Source organism: Roseovarius sp. (assembly GCF_018066915.1).
Taxonomy (GTDB): Bacteria; Pseudomonadota; Alphaproteobacteria; order Rhodobacterales; family Rhodobacteraceae; genus Roseovarius.
The window spans coordinates 1-15,513 of the sequence record NZ_JAGPVV010000045.1; the positions used below are offsets into that span (position 1 = coordinate 1).

Below are 15,513 nucleotides of genomic sequence, written 5' to 3' on the forward strand. Positions count from 1 at the left end.
GGCGCGCCGATGCCGACGTTGTTGTTGTGGTCGGTGCGCCAGAGCGGATGCACGCGGTTGGGGCGTAGAGGCACGTCATAGGTCGCCTTGGCCGTGGCCCGGCGCAGCGCGGATTCGAGCGCGACCGGCCCGCCTTCGATCCGGGCTTCGTTGCCCATTTTCACATACCAGCGCGGACAGCCCGTATCGCCGCACATCGCGCGGCGGTCCTCTTTGGCGGCCTTGTAATTCTCGAGCATCGCCTGAAGGACAAAGGACGAGAGGTCCCCATCCTCAGTTTCCGCCGCAGCCTCAAGGCCGGTCAGGTAATCCTCGGGGATTTCAATGGCCGCCTTGTCCATCAAGATTTCGGCGGTGTTCTGGATGAGGTCTATAGAGATCATTGTGCGGCCACCAATGTTTCGGGTTCGCTCTCGGGCAGGAGTGTCTCGCCGGGGCGGATGATGGTGAATTGCACCGGATCGCGGCGGACGGTCAGATCGCCACCCTTTTGGGTGATCACCGTGTAGTAAGAAGCGTCAAGATCACCTTCGTCCAGGAAATCCTCGCGGTAATGCGCGCCGCGCGAGTTTTCGCGCGCAAGGCCCGCCAGCGTGATCGCCTCGGACACGTCGCAGAGCGAGCGAAGGTTGAGCCAATCGTGCCAAGTGAGGTTGAAGGCAAGATTATCACCCGCGACGCCGACAGTCATCAGCGCATCGGAAACCTCGGCCACGCGGGTCAAACCACGCTCCAGGCCCGTAGCGGTGCGCATGACGCCGACATCCTCCCACATCGCCTCTTGCAGCGCATGACGCAGCGGATGGACCGGCGCGGGCTGGCGCGTGAGGGGATGCAGGGCACGGTCAATCTCCGCCTGCAACGCGTTGGGACAGGGATCGCGCAGCGCGCCCATGCTGCGGATATCCGCGCCCATCACATCACCCGCAACGCCACCATAGACGGTGGAATTGGCCACACCATTGCCGCCCAAACGGTTCGAGCCATGCGCGCCGCCAGCATCCTCGCCCGCCACATAGAGCCCTTCCATCGCGGTGCGGGTATCGGGATCGACCACCACACCGCCCATGAAGTAATGCGCGGTTGGCACCACCTCGACCAGACCGCCCGCGAGGTCAAATCCGCTATCGGCGCAGCGTTTGACCATGCCGGGGAATTTTGCACGCACGGTGTCAGGGCCAAGATGGGCCATGGAGATGAACACGCCGCCATTCGCCGAGGTATTGTTCTTGCGCATTTCGGCATAGATGGCGCGGCTGACCACATCACGTGTCGCACGCTCGCCCTTGGGGTCATAGTCGAACATGAAGCGGTTTTCCGCGCCGTTGAGTAATTGACCGCCCGCGCCACGCAGCCCCTCTTCCAGCACGGTGCCGGTCATCCGCGTATGGTCCCCCGCCAAGAGGCCGGTGGGATGGAACTGCACCATTTCCATATCGCGCAGCTCAAGCCCTGCGCGCAGCGCCATGGCAAGACCATCCATCGTCTTGTCACCCGAGGGGGTGTTGTATTTGTACATGGTCGGCCCGCCGCCGGTGGCCATCAGCACCGTCTTGGCCCGCACCAGACGAAAGCCGCCTGTGCGCATGTCGATGAAGAGCACGCCCGCGAGCGCGCTACCGTCGCGCGTCGGGATCAGGCCAATCGCGCGGTGTTCTTGGAGTTTCTCGACGGGACGCGCCAGAACCTGCTCCATCAAGCGGCTGATGATCTCGATGCCGGTCAGGTCGCCCTTGTGGACCGTGCGGTCAGCGGTCTGCCCGGCAAAGGCCTTTTGATGCAGCGTGCCATCGGGGTTGCGGTCGAAGAAACAGCCGATTTCGTTCTCTAGCTCGTGGATACGCACCACCGCCTGTTCGCAGAGCTTCCACGCCATATCCTGATTAGGCAGCCATTTGCCGCCCTTTATGGTGTCCATGAAATGCCGCTCGACGCTGTCCCCGCCGCCCAGCGCCACGTTATAGCCGCCCTGCACCATGCGGGTGCAGCCGCATTTGCCAATGAGACCCTTGACCGCAATGGTGATCCGCGTGCCCGCCGGTGCGGATTGTTGCGCGTGGAGCGCGGCAAAGAGGCCCGCGCCGCCTGTGCCGATGATAAGAATATCCGTGTCATGCCGGTCGATATGGGTCATCAGATCGCCCTCAGGAAAAACGTGCCGGACAGGAAGAGCGCAGCGCCGACCGCCCCCGCCGCCAGCGTTTTCTGACGGTCGGACCATGGCAGAAATTCTAGCGCCATCAGGCGCAGGCCACCGAACATATGGACGGCGAGCAGAAAGACGAGGCCGAATTCAGCAATCTTGACCAGCGGATTTTCGGCGAAAGCGAGAAAGCCATCAAGCCGCGCAGGTGCGGTAATCGCCTGCGACAAGAGCCAGAAATGCGCAGGAAGAAAGAGCGCAAGCGCCAGACCAGAAACGCGGTGCAGCACAAAGGCAAGCCAGAGCGGGTGCGAGCGGGGCGGCTGTTTCATGGCAGCGTCACCGCAAAGACGGCGCTGAGGCCAAGGGTGACGAGGGCCGCGCAGATGCCCCATGACAGCACTGCAAGTGCGACGCCCCTCAGGCGCAACCACTCATGCGCAATGACGCGCAGACCGATTGCGGCATGGATGGAGACCGCAATAACAAAGGTGCCGTAAAACAGAAACCACAGGAGGCTACCTTGGGTGCGGCCAAGGATCTCTGCCGTGCTGAGCCCGCCCTGAATGGCGTAGATCATCACCGCGATATGCCCAAGGACCAACGGCGCCATCACCAGCGCGCTCAGGCGTTGCGCCATGTAGAGCCGCAGATCAAGCATCGCGTTTCCCCCGCAAGGCTGCCCTGACCGTTTCCCGCTTTAACCCCGCAATCGCGCGCATCGGGTTCAAACCGTTGGGGCAATATTGCGCGCAACTGCCCATCGAGTGACAGTTATGACAGCCCCCCTTGCCCGAAACCGCCGCCAGAATACCGGGCCGGTCTGCATCACGACTGTCGTTGAGCAGGGTCCAGGCGCGTTGCAATGCGGCGGGTCCCAGATAATCAGGGTTGCCTGCCACGGTGTCACAGGCGGCGTAGCAGATGCCGCAGTTGATACATTCGATGCCAAGATTGGCCTCGGCCCGGTCTGGCGCGTCCGGCTTGATCGGGTCAAACTCTTCCAGCCGTCCGCGTGTCGGGTGATGCCGCGCCTCGGCGGCGACCCATTTGTCAAAGAACGGGTCCATGTCCGTCGCCAGATCCTTGATCACCGGAAGGTTGCGCAGGGGCGCGATGTCCAGCCGCCCATCGCTTGCAACGCGGCTGACGTGGGTGCGGCATGTCCAGCGCGGCACACCGTTGACCATCATGGCGCAAGAGCCGCACATGCCCACGCGACAGGCAAAGCGATAGCTGAGCGTCGGATCGGCCTCTTGCTGAATCCAGCTAACCACGTCGAGCACCGTCTGATTTTCCCGCGCAGGAACGTCAAAGCGCTGTTTGCGCGTGTCTTGTGCCGTGCCGCGCTGAACGGTGACGTGCAACATCTCGGGCGTTCGGGTCACGGCATCCTCTGGCTGATTTGATGGCTGTAACACCGTTTATAATGTTCAGTTTTACTAACAAAAAGGAATAAATTCTAATGTTTTATGTAAGCTTTGATATCGTATATTCTAAGGCCAACGGAGCGCATTCCAAGACAACTCTTTGCCAAGGCCTAAAATTTGTGCATGACTGAGGGATAAGCGGGCATGAAACCGCATCGGGACCGGCTTGTCGCAACAATTTCGATTGCACAGGCCCCCGGACAGGGAAAGCATGATCCTATGGATATGTTCGATGAAATGCAGGGGCAGAACGGGCAGATTCGTGGCCCATATGCCAAATTCGACGCCTGGCTGAGCGAGGAAGATGCCGCTCGCCTGCGTGCCAAAAGTCGTGAGGCGGAGGATCTCTTTCGCCTCACGGGGATTACCTTCAATGTCTATGGGCGGTCAGAGGCCGAAGAGCGTCTGATCCCGTTCGACATCATTCCGCGCATCATCTCGGGGCGGGAGTGGCAGCGGCTGGAACGCGGCATCGAGCAGCGCGTGCGCGCGATCAATGCGTTCTTGCATGACATCTATCACCGGCAGGAAATTCTGCGCGCCGGGCGCTTGCCGCAAGAGATGATCTCGAACAACGTGGCGTTTCTGCCTCAGATGATCGGGATGATGCCGCCCGGCGGCGTTTATACCCATATCACCGGCATCGACCTTGTGCGCACGGGGCCGGACGATTTCTTTGTGCTCGAGGATAACGCGCGCACCCCGTCGGGTGTCAGCTATATGCTGGAAAACCGCGAAACCATGCTGCGGATGTTTCCAGAGCTTTTCAGCCGCAATCAGGTGCGCCCGGTGTCGGATTATCCGCGCAACCTGCGCCGTTCACTTGCAGCCTCGGCGCCCGCAGCCTGTGAAGGCACACCGACTGTGGCGGTTCTGACCCCCGGTATTTTTAATTCGGCCTATTACGAACATGCTTTTCTGGCTGACAAAATGGGCGTCGAACTGGTCGAGGGGCATGACCTGCGGATTGTGGACGGGCGTGTCGCCATGCGCACGACTCGCGGGTATCAGCCGATTGATGTGCTCTATCGCCGGGTGGATGACGATTTCCTCGACCCGCTCAACTTCAACCCCGAGAGCGCGCTTGGCGTGCCGGGGATCATGGATGTCTACCGCGCGGGCGGCATCACCATCGCCAATGCCCCCGGCACCGGCATTTCCGATGATAAGGCGATCTATAGCTACATGCCCGAGATCGTCGAGTTCTACACTGGCGAGCGACCCATTCTGCAGAACGTGCCGACGTGGCGCTGCAATGAAAAAGAGAGCCTTGATTACGTGCTGGCGCATCTGTCGGAACTGGTGGTCAAAGAGGTGCATGGATCGGGAGGCTATGGCATGCTGATCGGCCCCGCTGCGAGCAAGAAGGAGCTCAAGGAGTTCGAGCGCAAGCTGCGCGCCCGGCCCGGCAATTACATCGCACAACCCACGCTCAGCCTCTCGACCGTGCCGGTGTTTACCAAGTCGGGACTGGCACCGCGGCATGTCGATCTGCGGCCCTTTGTGCTGATGTCGCCCGAGGGGATCAACGTGACCCCCGGCGGCCTGACGCGGGTGGCGATGAAAAAGGGATCGCTGGTGGTGAATTCGTCCCAAGGTGGCGGCACCAAGGACACTTGGGTGCTGGAGGACTAAAGGATGCTGGGAAAAACCGCCGGAGGTCTGTTCTGGATGGCGCGCCTGCTGGAGCGCGCCGAAAATACATCGCGGATGATCGAGACCGGTCAGCGCATCGCGCTGACGCGCGCAGGGAGCGGTGCGGATGACTGGCTCTCGGTCTTGCAGGCCGCAGCGGTGGCCTATGGCTATCAACAGAAACATGCCGAGGTCTTGCCCGAACTGGCGATCGACTGGATGTTGCGCGATCCTGACAATCCATCCTCTGTGATGGCGGTCGTCACACAGGCGCGGCACAATGCACGGCTGGTACGCACGGCCCTGACGCATGAGGCGTGGGAGGCGGTCAATTCCTTTTGGATGCTGCTCAAGGTCGCTCTTGCCCGCAAGGTGGCGACGCGCGATCTGCCCAAGGTTCTGTCGCTGATCCGCGAACGCAACGCGCTGGTGCGCGGTGCGATCCTTGGGACCATGCTGCGCAACGAGATCTATGATTTCATTCGCATCGGCACCTTCATCGAGCGCGCCGACAACACCGCGCGGATTCTCGACGTGAAATACTACGTGCTGCTGCCCTCGGCGGCGGCGGTCGGTTCGCGGCTGGACAATGTGCAATGGGACACGATCCTGCGCTCTGTGAGTGGCGAGGGGGGGTATCGCCTGACCATCGGTCCGGACGTAACACCGATGGGCATCGCGCAATTCCTGATCCTCGACAAGCGTATGCCGCGCAGTCTGAATTTCTGCTGCGGCAAACTGCGCGACAACCTGCACTATCTCGCAACGGACTATGATCTGCGTCTGCCGTGCCACCATCAGGCCGACACGCTCTGTCGCCGGTTCTTGAGCCATGATGTCGCCGCGATCTTTGATTATGGGTTACACGAATATGTGCAGGAGGTTCTTGGCCATCTGGGCAAACTCAGCCACCAGATCGAGATTGATTACAGGTTTTACGGATAGCCCATGCACCTCGCCATAAAACACCTCACCCATTACACCTATTCCGCGCCGGTCCCTTATGGCGTGCAACAGCTCCGGCTCTATCCCAAGCCGACGCGCGGGCAGCGGCTCGTCACGTGGTCCGTGACCGTCGAGGGGGCCACGAAACAGGCCGAATTCACCGATCACCACCGCAATCACGTGGTGATGTTCAGCTTTGATCCCGATGTCACCGAATTGATCATCCGCTCGGAGGGCGTGGTGGAAATGACCGATACGGCCGGGATCGTTGGTCCGCATGAGGGTATGGCACCGCTATGGCTGTTCCAGCGCCCCACAGAGCATACCCGCGCCGGCAAGGGCTGTCGCGAGATCCTGCGCAGCGTCGAGGGCGATAGTGATCTGGCGCGGCTTCATGATCTGTCGGCGCGAGTGCATGCCGCCATTGCCTATGAAACCGGGAAATCCGAGATTGCGTGGACAGCAGAGGATGCACTGGCCGCCGGTCATGGTGTTTGTCAGGATCACGCGCATGTTTTCATTGCCTGCGCGCGCGCAATGGGTCTTCCGGCGCGGTATGTTTCAGGCTATCTGCGTATGGACGGCCAGGACGAGCAGAGCGCGACCCATGCCTGGGCAGAAGCCCATGTCGAGGGTCTGGGTTGGGTCGGGTTTGATGTATCGAACGCCATTTCGCCCGATACGCGCTATGTGCGGGTGGCGACGGGGCTGGACTATACCGAGGCCGCGCCAATTTCCGGGCATCGCTACGGGATGGCGACCGAGAACATGGATGTGACGCTGCAGGTGACGCAGCAACAGTGACAGAGGGTTTCAGACGTGACCTATTGCGTGGGCTTGTGCCTTGATCGCGGCATCGTCTTTATGTCTGACACCCGCACCAATGCGGGGCTCGACAATATCTCGACCTTTCGCAAGCTGCACAGTTGGCAGTTGCCCGGCGAGCGGGCGATGGTGCTGTTGACGGCGGGAAATCTGGCAACCACTCAGGCCGTTATCAGCCTTCTCGAAGAACGCACCAAGGCGCATGACGAGCGCGATCCAACCATCCTGTCGGTGCCGTCGATGTTTCAGGCCGCGCGGCTGGTGGCGGGCACACTGCGCGATGTGATCGAAACCCACGCCAGCACCGGGCAGCGCGCGGACAGCACATTCAACGCCACGATGATCCTTGGCGGCCAGATCAAGGGTGGTCCGCCCCGCCTGTTCCTCATCTACCCTGAGGGCAATTTCATCGAAGCCAGCGGCGAGACGCCGTTTTTCCAGATTGGCGAGACCAAATATGGCCGCCCAATTCTGGTGCGCGCCTATGAGTCGAGCATGAGCTTTGCCGATGCGATGAAGCTGTTGCTGGTCAGCTTTGACTCGACCATCAAGGCCAATTTGTCGGTCGGCTTGCCTCTTGATATGTGCATCTATGAGGCAGACAGCATGCGCTTGCCCCCTGTGCACCGCATCGAGGCGGATGATCCCTATTTCCGCACCATCTCGGATGGCTGGGGCGATGCCCTCAAACGCGCGTTCGAGAGCCTGCCAAACCCCGAGATTTGAGGGCGGCCGGGGTCAACCCCGGCCAAACCCCCCCGCTGTTGGCGTGATCACGGTCACGGCCTCGCCTGCCTCCAGCACCGTCTGATCGCAGGCGTTCAGCACCTCGACTGTGCCTGAGAGGCGGCGCACTTCGGTTCGGCCCGCCTCGCCTGCACCGCCGCCGGCGCCGCCCTTCGGTGGACGGTTGCGGTGCGACGAGAGGATCGCGCAATCCATCCGGGTGAGAAACCGTAGGGTTCGGATCGTGCCATCGCCAGCGTTGACCGCCCCTTGGCCACCAGACCCCGGACGCAGGGCGAAATTCTCGAGCAGCACCGGAAAGCGCAGTTCGAGGATCTCCGGATCGGTCAGCCGCGAGTTGGTCATATGCACATGCACACCCGAAGTGCCGGGGAACCGCCGCCCATCGTTGAACTGACCGGCGGGCGAGCCAGAGCAGATGGTTTCGTAATACTGAAACTCGTCATTGCCAAAGGTCAGGTTGTTCATCGTGCCCTGACTGTTGGCCATGGCCCCCATCGCGCCAAAGAGCGCGTTGGTCACATGCTGCGAGGTTTCCACGTTGCCCGCCACCACCGCCGCCGGATAGCGGGGCGAGAGCATGGACCCCTCGGGCACAATGATCCGGATTGGGCGCAAGCAGCCTGCGTTCATGGGAATCGGCGCCTCGACCATCACACGGAAAACATAAAGCACAGCGGCGCGCGTCACGGGTTCAGGCGCGTTGAAGTTGTTCTTGCGCACCTCGGATGTGCCCGTGAAATCCACCGTCGCTTCGCGTGCGGCGCGGTCGACGGTGATCTTGACCCGGATCACCTGTCCTGTGTCGGTTTCATAGTCATAGGAACCGTCCGACAGCTTTTCCAGAACCCGCGCGACCGCCTCGGCGGCGTTGTCCTGAACATGGCCCATATAGGCCTGAACCACGTCGAGGCCGAAGTTGGCGACCATCTTGCGGAGTTCGTTGATCCCGCGCGCGTTGGCGGCGATCTGCGCCTTGAGGTCAGCCACGTTCATGTCGATGTTGCGGCAGGGGTAGGGGTGATCCCCGAGGATCGCGCGCAAGGCGTCCTCGCGGAATTGTCCTTGTTCCACCAGCCTGAGGTTGTCGATCAAGACGCCTTCTTCATCCACCGTAGTGGCCAGCGGCGTCATCGAGCCGGGGGCCGTCCCGCCGACATCGGCATGATGTCCGCGTGACGCGACCCAGAAGAGGATGGTTTGACCGTCCGCGTCAAAGACCGGCGTGACAACGGTAATATCGGGCAAATGCGTGCCGCCATTATAGGGCGCGTTGAGGGCAAAAACATCACCGGGGTGAATATCGCCTTCATTCAGGCGAATGATCGTCTCGACGCTGCGATCCATGGAGCCGAGGTGCACCGGCATATGCGGGGCATTGGCCACCAAAGCACCCGTGGCGTCAAAGACCGCGCAGGAAAAATCAAGCCTTTCCTTGATGTTGACCGACTGTGCGGTGTTTTGCAGGGTCACGCCCATCTGTTCGGCGATCGACATGAAGAGGTTGTTGAAGACTTCAAGCAGAATCGGATCGGCCTGCTCTGTGCCAATGGCCATATCGCGCGCCATCCGTTCGTGGCGCGACAAGAGCACATGGTCATGGGCCGTAATCTCGGCCCGCCAACCGGGCTCCACCACGATGGTCTGATTGTCCTCGATGATCAGGGCAGGGCCGGTGACGCTATTGCCGGGGGCAAGGCCGGCGCGGCGGAACACCCCCGCGGGCGTCCAATCACCATTGCAAAAAAGCTGCGTGCGCGTATCGGTCTGCGCCTCTACCAAATGGCGGGCCGCCTCACTCTCGGGCGCTGCGGGGATGGCGGTATCGGTCGCCTCAACCTCGGCGCTGTCGATGATCACGCGCTTGTCGGGCGTGGTAAATCCAAACTGCGCCAAATGCGCCGCCTCGAATTCGGCGCGCGCCTGCGCCGGGGTGTCATAGGCCACGGGCAGGGCGGTATCGGTGCCATCATAGCGCAGATAGAGCCGCGGACGGGTTTCGGCATCGGTTATGCCTTGGGCCTGCATTTCCTGCATGACCTGCGCGGTCAGATCGTCAAGCACAGCGGTGATGACATTATCGCTGCCGTCCTCCAGCGGCTCCACCACCATTTGTTGCCGCGACGCGCTCACGCGCGCCAGCCCGATGCCATAGGCCGACAAAAGGCCAGAAAGCGGATGGATCAGAACCTTTTCCATGCCCAAAGCGTCAGCCACAAGGCAGGCATGTTGACCCCCTGCGCCACCAAAGGAATTCAAGAGATAGCGGGTCACATCATAGCCGCGCTGAACCGAGATTTTCTTGACCGCGTTGGCCATGTTCTCCACAGCGATGCGCACAAAGCCTTCGGCCACTTCTTCGGGCGATTTGCCGTCGCCCGCCTCTGCTGCGATTGTCGCAAAGCGCGCCGAAACGGTATCACGATCCAGCGGTTGATCCTGTCCGGGGCCAAAGATGGGCGGAAAGAAATCGGGGTTGAGCTTGCCCAGCATGACATTGGCGTCAGTCACGGTCAGCGGCCCGCCATTGCGGTAACAGGTGGGGCCGGGATAGGCGCCGGCGCTATCAGGGCCCACGCGAAACCGCCCCGGTTCGGCATGAAGGATCGAGCCGCCGCCCGCCGCCACGGTATGCACGCGCATCATCGGCGCGCGGATGCGGACGCCTGCCACTTCGGTGTCAAAGGCACGTTCATATTCGCCCGCGTAATGCGCCACATCGGTCGAGGTGCCGCCCATGTCAAAACCGATGACCTTGTCAAACCCGGCAATCGCAGCGGTCTGCGCCATGCCGACGACACCCCCGGCAGGGCCGGAGAGAATCGCATCCTTGCCCTGAAACCGCTCGGCTGCGGTGAGGCCCCCCGAAGACATCATGAATTGCAGTGTGGGGCCAGGTTCGCCCGGCGGCGTCGCACCAAGCGCCGATGCCACCCGCGCCACATAGCGGCGCAGGATGGGCGAGAGATAGGCATCGACCACGGTCGTATCGCCGCGCCCTACCAGCTTGATCAACGGCGAGACTTCGTGGCTAACCGAGACCTGCGCAAATCCTGCATCGCGTACCGCCTCTGCAAGGGCCAGTTCGTGCGCGGGGTTTTTCCACGCGTGCATGAGGACAATCGCGGCGGCATCAATCCCTGCGGCGCGGGCCTCGGTCAGACCTTTGGTGATGGCTGTCAGGTCGAGCGGAGTTTCAACCGTGCCATCAGCGCGCAGGCGTTCAGGCACCTCAATCACGCGGGAATAGAGCTGTTCGGGCAGCAGGATTTCCTTGGCAAAGATATCAGGCCGGGCCTGATAGGCGATGCGCAACGCGTCGCGAAAGCCGCGCGTGATCAAGAGAACCGTGGCATCGCCTTTGCGCTCCAAGAGCGCGTTGGTTGCCACGGTCGTGCCCATGCGCACCGTGCCGATGCGGGAAGCGTCAATCGTGCCGCCCAAGAGACGGCGGATACCCTCAATCGCGGCGTCGTCATACGCCTCTGGGTTCTCAGACAAAAGCTTGAGCGGTTCGATGCCGCCTTCGGGGCTGCGCCCGATGACGTCGGTGAATGTGCCGCCACGATCAATCCAGAAATCCCAGACTTTGTTCATCTCATCCATCCCCGTTGTGCTTCATTTACATTTTGTTGACAAATTATAAATGATCCGTCAAGCTTTCCTTGAACCGGGGCTACAACCGGTCACATCGCTCAATCAGGGAGACGACAATGAAGCACCTTACCACACTTGCCCTCTCGGGGGCGTTTGCCCTCAGCTTTGGGGCCGCGCAGGCGCAAACGGCGTGGGATATGCCCACGCCTTATGGCGATTCGGTCTTTCACACCCAGAACATCATGGAATTTGCCAAGGATGTCGCGACCGCGACCAATGGCGAGTTGACCATCACCGTTCATTCGGCAGGTTCGCTCTATGCCCACCCCGAAATTCGCGACTCTGTGCGCCGAGGTCTGGCGCCCATCGGGGAAATCCTGATGTCGCAACTGGCCAATGAGGATGCAGTCTTTGGCGTCGATTCGGTGCCGTTTCTGGCAGCAAGCTATGACGACGCCAAGAAACTCTGGGATGCCTCGCGCGACGAAGTGACGGCGCGGCTGGCGGAACAGGGGCTGACGCTGCTTTTCGCTGTGCCATGGCCGGGCCAGAGCCTCTATCTCACCGAAGAAGTGACCTCTCTGGACCAGATGAAAGGCGTCAGTTTTCGCGCCTACAACACCGCGACCGAGCGTCTGGCGCAGTTGATGGGCGCGGTGCCCACGACGGTAGAGGCCGGGGATATCCCGACCGCCTTCTCGACCTCTCGCGTCGCGGCGATGATCACCTCGCCCTCGACGGGCGTGTCCTCGCAGGCTTGGGATTTCGTGAGCCACTATATCGACACGCAAGCTTGGCTGCCCAAAAACATGGTTTTCGTGAACACCAGCGCCTTTGAGGCACTGAGCGAGGCGCAGCAACAGGCGCTGTTCGAGGCTTCGGCCATGGCAGAGGCCCGCGGCTGGCAGATGTCGATGGCGGAAACCGAGGAGAAAATCGCGATCCTCAAGGAAAACGGGATGCAGGTTTCCACCCCGTCGGAAGACCTTGCGCGGGGTCTGCGCGACATCGGCGAGACGATGGCCGATGAGTGGCGGGCCAGCGCGGGCGATGTCGGGGCTGCAATCTTGTCGGCCTATACCGCACGCTGATCCCACCGGGCGCGGGTTCATCCCCGCGCCACATTTCCTCTGACATATGGGAGACTGCGGATGCTGCGCGGGCTGCTGGATCGTATTTACGGCGCGGGCTTTATGCTTGCTGCCCTCTCGCTGGTGGCAATTGCCCTGCTGGTTCTGGTGCAGGTCACGGGCCGGGTGATCGACAAGAGCCTGATCGCCCTTGGCCAAGAGCCGGTGGGCATCGCGATCACTTCTCTGTCGGAATTGGGCGGCTTCCTGTTTGTCGGCGCGGTCTTTTTGGCGCTTGCGGGCACGCTGCGGGCCGGAGGGCATGTGCGGGTGACGCTGTTGATCCATTCGGTCCCAGCGTCCTTTGCGCGCCTGCTCTCTGCGACGGCTCTTGTTCTGGCGCTCGGGCTCTGCGGTTTCGCGCTCTATAGTGCGGGGGTTCAGGCCCTGGATTCCTGGGCGTTCAACGCGGTTTCCTTTGGAATGGCGAAATTCCCGCTCTGGATACCTCAGGCGGTGATGGTGCTTGGCTTGATGCTCTTCTGGGTCGCGCTTCTTGATGAGTTGATCCTGCTGCTGAGCGGATCAGATCCCGCTTTTCAACGGGCCGAGGATGGAAAGGGCATTCAGGATGGGCATTGAAATCCTCTCTCTGCTGCTCGTTGCTGTGCTCTTTGGTGCTCTGGCGCTTGGTCTTTGGGTTGGCTTCGGGTTGATCGCCGTGGGTCTGGTGGCGATGATGCTGGCCAGCTCCGCGCCTGCCGAATTGGTGTTTGGCACCAAGGTCTGGGGCGCGCTCAACATCTGGGACCTGACGGCGCTGCCGATGTTCATCTGGATGGGCGAAATCCTGTTTCGTTCCCGGCTGTCGTCGGACATGTTTTCAGGTCTTGCCCCGCTGACCGGGCGGCTGCCGGGGCGCTTGCTCCATGCCAATATCTTTGGCTGCGCGCTCTTTGCCGCTGTCTCGGGCTCGTCCGCCGCCACGACGGCGACGGTTGGGCGCATGTCTGTGCCGGAACTGACGAAACGCGGCTATGACGACCGGATGATCATCGGCACGCTGGCGGGGTCGGGCACGTTCGGCTTTCTCATCCCGCCGTCGATCATCCTGATCGTCTATGGCGCGGCGACAGAGCAGAGCATTGCGCGGCTCTTTCTGGCCGGAATCGGGCCGGGAATTCTGCTCGCGGTGCTTTTCTCGGGCTATACGATGATTTGGGCCATGCTGAACCGGGACCGCATGCCGGAACGCGAGCCCGCGACGTCCTGGGGCGAAAAGCTCCGGGCGATTACGCTCTTGGGGCCGACGATCCTGTTGATTGTCGCGGTGATCGGGTCAATCTATGCAGGATTGGCATCGCCCACAGAGGCGGCTGTCGTGGGCGTTCTGGGTGCGCTGATCCTCTCGGCCTTGGGCGGCTCTCTGGATTGGCAGAGCACATGGGAGGCGCTGCGCGGGGCAACGATCACCACCTGCATGATCGCCTTTATTCTGGCGGGCGCGGCCTTTCTCACGGTTGCCATGGGCTATACGGGCATACCGCGCGCGCTTGCCGCATGGATCGGGGAACAGGGCTATTCGGCCAATCTGCTCCTTGCGGCGCTTGTGGTGTTCTTTGTCATTCTTGGCATGTTCCTCGATGGCATTTCCATTGTGGTTCTGACCACCTCGGTCATCCTTCCGATGGTTCTTGCGGCGGGGATTGATCCGATTTGGTTTGGCATTTTCCTTGTGCTCGTGGTGGAGATGAGCCAGATCACGCCGCCGGTGGGGTTCAATCTCTTTGTGCTGCAATCCATCACCGGGCGCAGCATTTTCGAGATTGCGCGCTATGCGTTTCCGTTCTTTCTGCTCTTGGTGCTGGCCACGGCCATTCTGACACTCTTTCCGGAGATTGCCCTATGGATTCCCCAGACAATGCTCGCCCGCTAGGGCCTGTCGTCTCGTCGGCGCATCTGGCGAATTCGGGATTGCCGGAACTGTCGGAAATGGAATTTGCCCTCACGATGGCAAACCATGCGTTTCAACGCTGGATGGTGCGCTGCATGACAGCGGCGGGGATGCCGGGGCTGACCCCGCTGGAAATCCTGATCGTGCATCTGGTGCATCACCGGGAACGCGCCAAGAGCCTTGCCGATATTTGCCTCGTGCTCAATATCGAAGATACGCATCTGGTCAATTACGCTGTGAAAAAGCTTGAGAAACAGAGGCTTGTGCGCTCTGGCCGCAGCGGCAAGGAAAAAACGATCACCATCACCGAGGCAGGGCAGGGCTATTGCGCGCAGTATGGTCGCGTACGCGAGGCCTTGTTGGTGCGCTCGGTACAACAGATGGGCGTGGACCCGGCAGAGCTATCGCGGTTGGCGGCGCTGCTGCGCGCGCTATCAGGTGGCTATGATCAGGCGGCGCGCGGGGCGGCGGCGATTTGATTGCGCTCTTGCATGCGCTTGCGCGGCATGGGCGGTTGCTGCTCGTTTTGGGCCTGATTGTGGGTATTCTGGCGCCCAGATTGGCCGAGACATTGGCGCCCCTGATCTTTCCCATGGTTGTTTTTCTGTTGTTTCTGAGCACCTTGCGTGTTGATGTGCTGCGCGCCTTTCCTGCTTGGGGGGATGTGCCCGGCTATCTCGGGATCACGCTGGCGATGCAGGTGGTCTTGCCGATGCTGGCCATTGGGGCCTTGGGAGTGATGGGCGGGCTCACCTCCATTCTGGGGATTGGGGTGGTTTTGGTGCTGGCCGCCGCGCCGCTGACCGGCAGTCCGGGGCTGACCCTGATGGTGGGTGGCGATCCGGCACCGGCGCTGCGGCAGTTGATCATCGGCACCATGCTCTTGCCGCTGACGGTTCTACCCGTGTTCTGGGTGATGCCCGTGTTCGGCAGCCCTGTGGTGGTGGCTCTCGCCGCGGCCAAGCTGCTTGGGGTGATTGCCGTGGCGGGCGGTCTTGGCCTGATCCTGCGGCGGCGGGTTGGTTTCTTTCAATCCTTTCAGGGCGAAAGGGCGGTTGAAGGTCTGATCACCGGGATCATGGCGGTTGTCGTGGTTGGGTTGATGTCCGCTGTTGGTCCGGCGTTGCTGACAGCAAGTCCGGCGCTGTGGCGCACTCTGGTTCTGGT

The 15,513-nt window shown here is 61.4% G+C and carries 15 protein-coding genes; 9 read left to right on the top strand and 6 right to left on the bottom strand.

What is annotated here, in order from left to right:
- The 5 genes from KBT70_RS02525 to KBT70_RS02545 all read right to left on the bottom strand — a co-directional run.
- On the bottom strand, window positions 1-383 hold a 383-nt coding region (locus KBT70_RS02525), incomplete at its 3' end, for a fumarate hydratase (RefSeq protein ID WP_296628406.1).
- Entirely contained in the window at window positions 380-2,134 is a 1,755-nt protein-coding gene (locus KBT70_RS02530; protein ID WP_296628408.1) for an FAD-binding protein, read from the bottom strand. The genes KBT70_RS02530 and KBT70_RS02525, both read right to left, overlap by 4 nt.
- The gene (sdhC, locus tag KBT70_RS02535; RefSeq protein WP_296628410.1) at window positions 2,134-2,475 is read right to left on the bottom strand and encodes a succinate dehydrogenase, cytochrome b556 subunit; all 342 of its coding nucleotides are present in this window, start codon (window positions 2,473-2,475) and stop codon (window positions 2,134-2,136) included. Before sdhC ends, KBT70_RS02530 begins: the two co-directional genes overlap by 1 nt.
- A complete protein-coding gene (locus tag KBT70_RS02540; protein ID WP_296628413.1) occupies window positions 2,472-2,804 on the bottom strand; it encodes a succinate dehydrogenase in 333 nt (110 codons plus the stop codon). Before KBT70_RS02540 ends, sdhC begins: the two co-directional genes overlap by 4 nt.
- Window positions 2,797-3,531 carry a 2Fe-2S iron-sulfur cluster-binding protein gene (locus KBT70_RS02545; RefSeq protein ID WP_296628415.1) on the bottom strand — a complete coding sequence of 245 codons (735 nt, stop codon included), beginning with the start codon at window positions 3,529-3,531 and terminating at the stop codon, window positions 2,797-2,799. Before KBT70_RS02545 ends, KBT70_RS02540 begins: the two co-directional genes overlap by 8 nt.
- A gap of 261 nt (window positions 3,532-3,792) precedes the next feature.
- Between KBT70_RS02545 and KBT70_RS02550 the strand changes: the two genes are divergently transcribed.
- From KBT70_RS02550 to KBT70_RS02565, 4 genes are read left to right on the top strand one after another with little or no spacing between them, the layout of a single operon-like run.
- Window positions 3,793-5,208, top strand: coding sequence for a circularly permuted type 2 ATP-grasp protein (locus tag KBT70_RS02550; protein WP_296628436.1), 1,416 nt, complete (start codon window positions 3,793-3,795; stop codon window positions 5,206-5,208).
- A gap of 3 nt (window positions 5,209-5,211) precedes the next feature.
- Window positions 5,212-6,153: an alpha-E domain-containing protein gene (locus KBT70_RS02555; RefSeq protein ID WP_296628418.1), complete on the top strand. Its 942-nt coding sequence runs from the start codon at window positions 5,212-5,214 to the stop codon at window positions 6,151-6,153.
- Between the two features lie 3 nt (window positions 6,154-6,156).
- Window positions 6,157-6,957: a transglutaminase family protein gene (locus tag KBT70_RS02560; RefSeq protein WP_296628420.1), complete on the top strand. Its 801-nt coding sequence runs from the start codon at window positions 6,157-6,159 to the stop codon at window positions 6,955-6,957.
- A gap of 15 nt (window positions 6,958-6,972) precedes the next feature.
- Window positions 6,973-7,704 carry a proteasome-type protease gene (locus KBT70_RS02565; protein WP_296628422.1) on the top strand — a complete coding sequence of 244 codons (732 nt, stop codon included), beginning with the start codon at window positions 6,973-6,975 and terminating at the stop codon, window positions 7,702-7,704.
- Between the two features lie 12 nt (window positions 7,705-7,716).
- On the opposite strand, the gene KBT70_RS02570 is transcribed toward KBT70_RS02565, so the two are convergent.
- Window positions 7,717-11,322, bottom strand: a complete 3,606-nt coding sequence (locus tag KBT70_RS02570) for a hydantoinase B/oxoprolinase family protein (protein WP_296628424.1) — start codon at window positions 11,320-11,322, stop codon at window positions 7,717-7,719.
- A gap of 116 nt (window positions 11,323-11,438) precedes the next feature.
- Between KBT70_RS02570 and KBT70_RS02575 the strand changes: the two genes are divergently transcribed.
- From KBT70_RS02575 to KBT70_RS02595, 5 genes are all read left to right on the top strand, one after another.
- Window positions 11,439-12,413 (top strand): TRAP transporter substrate-binding protein, encoded by a 975-nt coding sequence (locus KBT70_RS02575; RefSeq protein WP_296628426.1) that lies wholly within the window; start codon window positions 11,439-11,441, stop codon window positions 12,411-12,413.
- 60 nt (window positions 12,414-12,473) lie between these two features.
- Window positions 12,474-13,034, top strand: a complete 561-nt coding sequence (locus KBT70_RS02580; protein WP_296628429.1) for a TRAP transporter small permease subunit — start codon at window positions 12,474-12,476, stop codon at window positions 13,032-13,034.
- Complete coding sequence (locus tag KBT70_RS02585) at window positions 13,024-14,328, top strand: TRAP transporter large permease subunit (RefSeq protein WP_296628430.1); 1,305 nt, start codon at window positions 13,024-13,026, stop codon at window positions 14,326-14,328. The genes KBT70_RS02580 and KBT70_RS02585 overlap by 11 nt, the downstream gene beginning before the upstream one ends.
- Window positions 14,329-14,384: 56 nt before the next feature.
- Window positions 14,385-14,825, top strand: coding sequence for a winged helix DNA-binding protein (locus KBT70_RS02590; protein WP_296628439.1), 441 nt, complete (start codon window positions 14,385-14,387; stop codon window positions 14,823-14,825).
- Window positions 14,822-15,513: hypothetical protein (locus tag KBT70_RS02595; protein WP_296628433.1), on the top strand; the 692-nt coding region annotated here is incomplete at its 3' end. The genes KBT70_RS02590 and KBT70_RS02595, both read left to right, overlap by 4 nt.

What these genes read in the sequence shown, in the direction of transcription:
- KBT70_RS02530 (WP_296628408.1), bottom strand. Translation starts at nt 2,134, where the DNA reads ATGACCCATATCGACCGGCATGACACGGATATTCTTATCATCGGCACA.
- sdhC (WP_296628410.1), bottom strand. Translation starts at nt 2,475, where the DNA reads ATGAAACAGCCGCCCCGCTCGCACCCGCTCTGGCTTGCCTTTGTGCTG.
- KBT70_RS02540 (WP_296628413.1), bottom strand. Translation starts at nt 2,804, where the DNA reads ATGCTTGATCTGCGGCTCTACATGGCGCAACGCCTGAGCGCGCTGGTG.
- KBT70_RS02550 (WP_296628436.1), top strand. Translation starts at nt 3,793, where the DNA reads ATGGATATGTTCGATGAAATGCAGGGGCAGAACGGGCAGATTCGTGGC.
- KBT70_RS02555 (WP_296628418.1), top strand. Translation starts at nt 5,212, where the DNA reads ATGCTGGGAAAAACCGCCGGAGGTCTGTTCTGGATGGCGCGCCTGCTG.
- KBT70_RS02560 (WP_296628420.1), top strand. Translation starts at nt 6,157, where the DNA reads ATGCACCTCGCCATAAAACACCTCACCCATTACACCTATTCCGCGCCG.
- KBT70_RS02570 (WP_296628424.1), bottom strand. Translation starts at nt 11,322, where the DNA reads ATGAACAAAGTCTGGGATTTCTGGATTGATCGTGGCGGCACATTCACC.
- KBT70_RS02575 (WP_296628426.1), top strand. Translation starts at nt 11,439, where the DNA reads ATGAAGCACCTTACCACACTTGCCCTCTCGGGGGCGTTTGCCCTCAGC.
- KBT70_RS02580 (WP_296628429.1), top strand. Translation starts at nt 12,474, where the DNA reads ATGCTGCGCGGGCTGCTGGATCGTATTTACGGCGCGGGCTTTATGCTT.
- KBT70_RS02585 (WP_296628430.1), top strand. Translation starts at nt 13,024, where the DNA reads ATGGGCATTGAAATCCTCTCTCTGCTGCTCGTTGCTGTGCTCTTTGGT.
- KBT70_RS02590 (WP_296628439.1), top strand. Translation starts at nt 14,385, where the DNA reads ATGGAATTTGCCCTCACGATGGCAAACCATGCGTTTCAACGCTGGATG.